Consider the following 7476-nt stretch of genomic DNA (forward strand, 5'->3'; position numbering starts at 1 on the left):
TTTAGTCTGACCACTCCCACGGCCGGGTGAATGATCCCAGCACCTTGGCCACATCGTCCTCGGAAGACCCGTTCGCGTCAAGCTGCGCGACAAGGCCGCGTTTCTTATCGTCGATGACGGACACGACACGGGCACTGACGCCAGAGGTTTCCAGTGCACCATTATAGATGCGCGTGATGGCCTGCTTGCGCAGATCGGGTTTGAACACTTTGCCCACTGCAGTCTTCGGCAATTCGTCCAGAATGGTCATGTGCTTGGGCTGCGCCGCGCGTTCGTGGACGTGGACCTTGCAGTATTCCATCAGTTCCTGTTCGGTAACCGACGCGCCATCGACCAGTTCGACAAAGGCGCAGGGCACTTCACCGGAATGCGCATCCGGCTGGCCGATAGCCCCGGCAAACGCGACAGCCTCGTGACCTAACAGAGCCTCTTCGATCTCGGCCGGGTCGATATTGTGACCGCCGCGGATGATCAGGTCTTTGGCGCGTCCCGTGATCCACAGATAGCCATCCTCGTCAAACCGTCCCAGATCGCCGGTGCGCAGATATGTGTCGAAGTGATAGAGGTTGGTGTTCTTGTCGGCCTCGGTATAGGTGTTGCCCGGAAAGACACCGGGGTTCGAGATACAGATCTCACCGATCTCATCCGTGGCGCATTCCTTGGGCCCGTCCGCTCCATCCTGCAGGATTTTGACGTCCGTGTAGGGGAAAGGAATGCCGATCGAGCCGATCTTTTTCTCGCCATCCACCGGGTTGCACGAGACCAGACAGGTGGCCTCGGTCAGACCATAGCCTTCGACAATGGTAACACCCGTGGCTTCTTCGAAGCGCCGGAACAGTTCCACCGGCAACGGGGCCGAGCCCGAGAAGGCGGTTTTTACGCTTGAGATATCCGCATCCACCGGGCGCTGCATCTTGGCCGAAATCGCGGTTGGTACAGTGATGATGAACGATACCTGCCAGCGTTCGATCAGTTTCCAGAAATTGTCGAACACCCCGTCGCCGCGATAACCCTGCGGGGTCGGGAAAATCACATGCGCGCCTGAGGACACCGCGGCCATTACGATCACGTGCACGGCGAACACGTGGAACATAGGCAGGGGACACATGATCACATCATTTTCGTCGAACAGCAGCGTATTGCCCAGCCAGCCATTGTAGATCAGACCCGAATACTTGTGCTGTGCCACTTTCGGCATGCCGGTGGTGCCGCCGGTGTGAAAGTAACACGCGACGCGGTCTTCGGTGCTGTCTTCGAATGTCAGTGTTTTAGGCTGCTTGTTCAACTCGGCATGGAAATTCTTGTAATCCGCATGGGCCAGTTTTTCCTTGTCGCCCATCTTGGGACGCAGAAGCGGTACGATCCAGGATTTCGGCGGCGTCAGATAGCGGTTCAGGTCGATTTCCAGAATGGTGTTCACGCCGGGCGCATGGCGCACCGCCTCTTCGACCTTCTGGGCCACATCCGTCTTGGGAAAGGATTTCAGCGTAACCACAACTTTGGCCTTGGTCTCGCGCAGGATCGCCGCGATCTGCTCGGGCTCGAGCAGCGGGTTGATCGGGTTCACGATCCCCGCAACCGCGCCGCCCATCATGGTGACCAGCGTCTCGTTACAATTGGGCAGCACATAGGCCACCACATCCTTCTCGCCCACGCCCAAGGATCGGAACAGGTTGGCCGCCTGATTGACCTGCCCCAGCAGTTCGGACCATGTCAGCGTCTCAGCCTTGTCAGTCGGGCCCGAGAACAACTGAAAGCTGATCGCCTTGTGGTTCGGGAATTTGCCTGCCGTCCGGGACAGCAATTGATGAAAGGTGACGGGCACATCCCGATCCTCCCACGCCATCTCTTGCTCGATGCGTGCCTTGTCTTCGAATCCCACAAAGGCCATGTGGCTCCTCCCCTTATGTCTCCCGTGTTGTGCACGGGCTTGTGTCTCGCCTCCAAGATGGAAGCAAAACGGAACCCGTGCAAGCGAGGGCTTAGCTTTCAGGTGTGGGAAAATGTAGAATGACGCTACGGCGAAACGCGATATGCCCGAGCGTCACTTTATTCAGCGGCCACCCCGTCGGTGAATTGCAGGCGGGCCAGACGGGCGTAAAGACCGTCCTGTGCGACCAGATCGTCATGAGTGCCTTGCGCCACAATGCGCCCCGCTTCCAACACGATGATCCGATCAGCTTTCTTAACGGTGGCCAACCTGTGCGCCACGATCAAGGTCGTGCGGCCGGCCCGCATGGTGTCAACGGCACCTTGCACCGCCCGCTCGCTTTCCGCATCCAGCGCCGACGTCGCCTCATCCAGCAACAGCACCGGAGCATCCCTTAGAATAGCGCGCGCGATGGCGATGCGTTGCTTCTGACCGCCCGAAAGCATCACGCCACGCTCACCGACGAAGCTGTCGTAACCTTCCGGCAAGGCAGAAATGAACTCATGCGCGGCAGCGGCCCGGGCAGCGGCCTCGACCTCGGCATCTGTCGCGTCAAGGCGGCCGAAGCGAATGTTCTCACGGGCCGAGGCCGCAAAGATCACAGGGTCCTGTGGCACCAGCGCCATGTGCTGTCGGAATTCGGCGCGATTCAGGTCGCGCAGGTCTAGCCCGTCAAGGCTGACCTGCCCCGCATCGGGGTCATAGAACCGCTGGATCATCTGGATCACGGTTGTCTTGCCGGCACCGGACGGGCCGACAAAGGCAACGGTTTCGCCCGGTTTGATCTGCAGCGACAACCCATCCAGCGCCACGATGTCGGGGCGCGCGGGATAGTGAAATGTCACATCCTCAAAGCGGATTTCGCCGCGCAGGGGCGCAGGCAGGGCTTTGGCCTGAGACGGATCATTCACCGTATCCTGCGCGTTCAGCAGTTGAACCAGACGTTCCGTCGCCCCCGCAGCACGCTGCAATTCGCTCCAGATTTCCGACAAGGCCGCCACTGAGCCCGCCATGATAATCGAATAGATCACGAACTGAATCAGCACGCCTTCGGTCATAACCCCGTTGCGCACGTCATTCGCGCCCATCCACAGCACGCCGACAATGCCCGAGAAAACCAGAAAGATCACGATCACGGTCAACACAGCCCGCGTCTGGATGCGGCGCAAAGAAACTTCGTACGAAGTTTCTGTCATCGCGGCGAACTGGGTTCGGCTGGCCTGTTCATGGGTAAACGCCTGCACGGTCTGCACCGCGCTCAGCGCTTCGCCCGCATTGCCGGATGAGGCTGCGATCCAATCCTGATTTTCCCGGCTGATCACCCGCAGCCTGCGCCCCAGCACCAGAATAGGCACGATCACCAGCGGGATCAGCAGCAGAACCATCCCGGTCAGCTTGGCCGAAGTCAGCAGCATCAGCACCAGCCCGCCCACAAACATCAGAAGATTGCGCAGGGCGATGGATACCGATGAGCCCAGCACAGACTGGATCAGGGTGGTGTCGGTGGTGATGCGGCTCAGGACCTCTCCGGTCATGATGCGTTCGTAAAACTCGGGACTCATGCCGATCACACGGTCGAACACGGCCTTGCGGATATCGGCCACCACCCGCTCGCCCAGCCGGGTCACCAGCGCATAGCGGATGCCCGTGCCGATCGCGAGGATACCGGCAATGCCAAGGGCCGCCAGAAAGTACCAGTCCAGAAGCTCTCCGTCCTCGATGCGGAAATTGTCGACCACGCGACGCACGGCCAGGGGCAAGGTCAGCGTCATGCTCGCCGTCAGGATCAACGCCAGCGTCGCGCAAATCATCAGCAGCCAGTAGGGCTTCATGAACGGCCAAAGCGACCGCAGGACGCCAATTTTCTTCGAACCGGCCCGTTCTTCATGCGCACCGGGTGCATTTGCTGGACTGGCGGAGCGTGTTCTTGCCATGTCTGGCCCTTGTATTCTGGTCTCAGCCCCTATCGGGCATCAATCCTCGCTTCATGGCGTTGCAGGTCCATGGGGTCAAGCTTTGGCCGCCCATCGGGCCGCAATCCGGGCCTTTTGACGCAATTATCATGTGGGGAAGAACTGGAGCGGGCGGCGGGAATCGAACCCGCGTCATTAGCTTGGAAGACAAACGTTCTATTGAAAATTTACGAAATAATTACAATACATTACAGATCGTCTCTGCTCTATTTTGCAGGTGAAGTGTCGGAAAAGAATTTCTGGAGCGGGCGGCGGGAATCGAACCCGCGTCATTAGCTTGGAAGGCTAAGGTCTTACCACTACACAACGCCCGCTCAGCAAGAACACCACCTATTTCATACAAAAAATGACGTCAAGAGGATGTTTGTTCAGATTGCGCTGTACTCCTGTGTTTCCTAGACCTCTTGTATCTCCCCAAGAACACAGCAGTGTACCTCGATTCACCAGAGGTTTGGCTTCTAGGCACTACACAACAAGCTGGCGTTGTCCATGAAACACACCGCTACTCTGACAACGGAGCTTTGGTTGTTTTCATGTATTGCTTTGCAAGTTTAATGTTTCTCTGGCTTGATTTCTCACATCATCTGTGCAGCCTATAAGTGAAATTCGAGTGCGCCATATCTCCATAAGATGTGTGCAAATTATAGGTTTTCGAGATTTAATGATGGGTTTTGATGCCAACCTCCTAATTCGTGAGAAGAGGTTTGCAGCGGGTGAACTTCTGATCAGATCCCATAGAAATCAGCAGGCTAAAACGTGAGGACGATGACACTCCCCGCCACGCGTCGTCAACAGATGTCCCTTAGCTATGTACAGGCGAGCGATCGTGACAAGGTGCTGCAGTTTTGTCGTGCGGCTCATAACGAGAGCATCTTTAAGGACATACCGTTTTCGGAGCGAAAGTTTGATAAACTGTTTCAGGAGGTCATGCGCAATCCCGAGCGTCATCTCGGTTTGAAGGCGCAACTGTGTGATCAGATCCTGGGTGTTCTTCATTGCAGCCTTGGGGGTTACTTTGTGGGCGACGGTGCCCGAGTGGCAAGTGTGACCATGTTGAACATCGACAAGAATGTGCGCTCGACTGTGTTGGGCGGAAAAGCGGCTCTGCGACTGGTGCGAGAGCTTGAGAAATGGGCGCGGTCCAAATCTGCAGACTATGTCTTGTTTTACGTCACCTCAGGGGAAACTCTGCCAAAGACGGATCGGTTCTTCAGAAAGCTTGGGATGACAACGCTAGGGGGGAACTATGGGAAGAAAATCGTGCAATGACTGAAGAAATGTTGACGTCTCAGAGTGTGTTTGAGAACGAAAGTATTCATAGCTGCAAGATAAGGACTGGAGTTTAGCTGAAATGAAAATCCCAGATGTAGCTAGAGTCCTGTTGGCTGTGCTTCTTTTTGTAGTATCAGCGCTTTCGTTTTTTGGATTGCCATTTTTGTTGAGAGGAGTTTTTCGGCCAGAGCTTGTAATGGCCGCTTGTTTTGTGGCGTTGGTATTTTCAATGATCTTAATCAAAAAGTATTTTGAGAAATGGGTGAGGAACAATGGGACCAAATAACGCGTTTCGTACGAATTTTGTGGAAGCAAAGAACTCTGGCTACAGTGTTAGGTTTTTCGAGGGTCTTGATGGAAGTAGCGCGGTAAGAATTTCGGGAGATTATAAGACTCCAAACCCGATAGAGCAGTTCTTGAACTGGTTCGATGGCTCCGTAAGCGACATTGATATTTCGGCAAAAGGAAAAATAGGAAACGGTGTGCATGGCGCTTCTGTTGCGTTTACTGGAAGCCCAGGCAAGGTAGTCAATGCATTTGAGGGAAAACTGGATTTATCTGAGGGCGCAGTTAAACTTGGAGACGTATCAGTTGCATTTTCTTACAATATGATTGGTGCCGAAGCGACTTTTGATATTTATGCTGATGGTGATGAGAGCTTCTTAAACAATTTGGACTTTCAGGAGGTTTTCGCTGGTGTTCAGTCGATAGTCGGTACCCACGCAGAGGTTCTGGGTATTGGTTTAGGTGCCGTGGATACGACCAAGGCAGGTTTTATTGTAAGAGAAGATGGAATATACATCGTTGGTAGCTTGCAGGGTGAGCTGGGTCTATTAATTTACGGTGATGCCTCATTAACCGGTTACTACGAAAAAAAAGTCCACAGTTTTAACCCCGAGTGTTTTTTATCTGGTACGCCGGTTTTGTTGTGGCCTGCGGGTTTGCCTCTGCATTTTGATAGTGGCGATGTTTCCGCCACTGTTTCTGATGCTGGTGTTTGTGCGTCGTTGGACGCGAATAGGGATGTTTCGGGGGCGACTAGTTCGTTTGATGAGGCTTTAGTTGTTTCCCGGTCGATCTCGAAGCCGATAGAATCCGTTGAAGCGGGTGAGGCTCTGGTCGCGTTTCGGACTGCAGACGACGAGGATCAGTCCGGGGCAGACATTAGAATATTCCCCTACTTTGCAGTCGAAGATTTCAAATAGGGAGAATTGGTTACAGTGGAATTGACCTATGATCCAAATGATGAAGCTCGTTGTCTATCTAACGCGCGACTTGGTTGCTACAAACATACTCAGGTATATCGAGGTCTAACTAATACTTCCATTATAGTATTATATGATATGTGGCCTTGCGCAATTGCAACCTTAGATTGCTATAGATAAACGCACTAAAAAGGAAGTGGTATGTCATCAACTCAACCTCGCAAGCTTAAGAGCGCAAAATGATACCGTCTTGGAAAGAAATTAGAGCATATGTCGATGCGAAGAACGGTGGTGGGAAACTCCTACGTGCATATGCATTAGTTCTATGCGGGTATTTAGTGTTGGTTGGATACGTTATTTTCAAACCAGCTTTCTATCTAGAAAGCAAATCCAGCTACTTCGTACCACTCTTTGTCTGGCTGGCGCCGCCATTGGTACTTTGGGCTTTCATTAGGGAAGTAAATAATTTTTCGAGAAAACAAAGAAACAAAGGCTCAGATTAAAAGTGGATAACGAAGACAATAGTGAACACAATGGTATCGATAAACTCGGTGCTATTGCAAATACGACAATTGGAATTGCAAGCATGGACGCTGCTGGCAACGTGCCGAGAGGACCCGGAATAATTGGGGGGGCAGTAGAGTTTGGCTCTTCTTTAGCAGCCCAATCGACGGACGGTCTTACTCCTCGAGACGTTGCTGAAACGGTAGGCGAAGTGACGGTTGGCGGCGTAGTTGGATCGATGGTGGCAGGCGCTTTGAGAGGTGTTGCCGGGGGGCCACTTTCTGCGATAGGAGGAGCTGCGTTTGGGTTTATTACCGGCCCAGCTGGAAAAAAGTTTGGTGGATTAGCCTACGATGCAATCGTTGATATGCATACGCCTCGCGAAGATCCAGCAGGTGGTTCTGGCAAGGTATCAAATGTTCCGGGAAGCGCGAGCGTTCCTGGCTACGAAGGGCGCTTCGAGGATGGTAAGGGACTGCGCTATGGCGATGAACTTAACACTGTCTGACGTCAGCACCAATGGGACAGTTTAAGTCGATTTGATAAGAGAGGGTTTCTGGCTCATCGTAACCGCCAAGGAGTGGAGATGAGA

General features: G+C 53.7%; 5 protein-coding genes and 1 tRNA gene. 3 read left to right on the plus strand and 3 right to left on the minus strand.

What is annotated here, in order from left to right:
- Position 1: 1 nt before the first annotated feature.
- From ACR0KM_RS12715 to ACR0KM_RS12725, 3 genes are all read right to left on the minus strand, one after another.
- Positions 2 to 1891, minus strand: coding sequence for an acyl-CoA synthetase (locus tag ACR0KM_RS12715; protein ID WP_480860055.1), 1890 nt, complete (start codon positions 1889 to 1891; stop codon positions 2 to 4).
- A 158-nt stretch (positions 1892 to 2049) separates the two neighbouring features.
- Positions 2050 to 3864: an ABC transporter transmembrane domain-containing protein gene (locus ACR0KM_RS12720; RefSeq protein ID WP_480860057.1), complete on the minus strand. Its 1815-nt coding sequence runs from the start codon at positions 3862 to 3864 to the stop codon at positions 2050 to 2052.
- A gap of 279 nt (positions 3865 to 4143) precedes the next feature.
- Positions 4144 to 4217: transfer RNA gene (locus tag ACR0KM_RS12725), tRNA-Gly, on the minus strand.
- 451 nt (positions 4218 to 4668) lie between these two features.
- Between ACR0KM_RS12725 and ACR0KM_RS12730 the strand changes: the two genes are divergently transcribed.
- The 3 genes from ACR0KM_RS12730 to ACR0KM_RS12740 all read left to right on the plus strand — a co-directional run bounded on the left by ACR0KM_RS12730 (position 4669) and on the right by ACR0KM_RS12740 (position 7392).
- Entirely contained in the window at positions 4669 to 5172 is a 504-nt protein-coding gene (locus ACR0KM_RS12730; protein ID WP_480860059.1) for a hypothetical protein, read from the plus strand.
- 419 nt (positions 5173 to 5591) lie between these two features.
- Entirely contained in the window at positions 5592 to 6380 is a 789-nt protein-coding gene (locus ACR0KM_RS12735; RefSeq protein WP_480860061.1) for a hypothetical protein, read from the plus strand.
- A 505-nt stretch (positions 6381 to 6885) separates the two neighbouring features.
- Positions 6886 to 7392, plus strand: coding sequence for a hypothetical protein (locus tag ACR0KM_RS12740; protein WP_480860062.1), 507 nt, complete (start codon positions 6886 to 6888; stop codon positions 7390 to 7392).
- The last annotated feature ends 84 nt before the right edge of the window (positions 7393 to 7476 follow it).

It is taken from the genome of Ruegeria sp. G10 (assembly GCF_056533645.1).

What these genes read in the sequence shown, in the direction of transcription:
- ACR0KM_RS12720 (WP_480860057.1), bottom strand. Translation starts at nt 3,864, where the DNA reads ATGGCAAGAACACGCTCCGCCAGTCCAGCAAATGCACCCGGTGCGCAT.
- ACR0KM_RS12715 (WP_480860055.1), bottom strand. Translation starts at nt 1,891, where the DNA reads ATGGCCTTTGTGGGATTCGAAGACAAGGCACGCATCGAGCAAGAGATG.
- ACR0KM_RS12730 (WP_480860059.1), top strand. Translation starts at nt 4,669, where the DNA reads ATGACACTCCCCGCCACGCGTCGTCAACAGATGTCCCTTAGCTATGTA.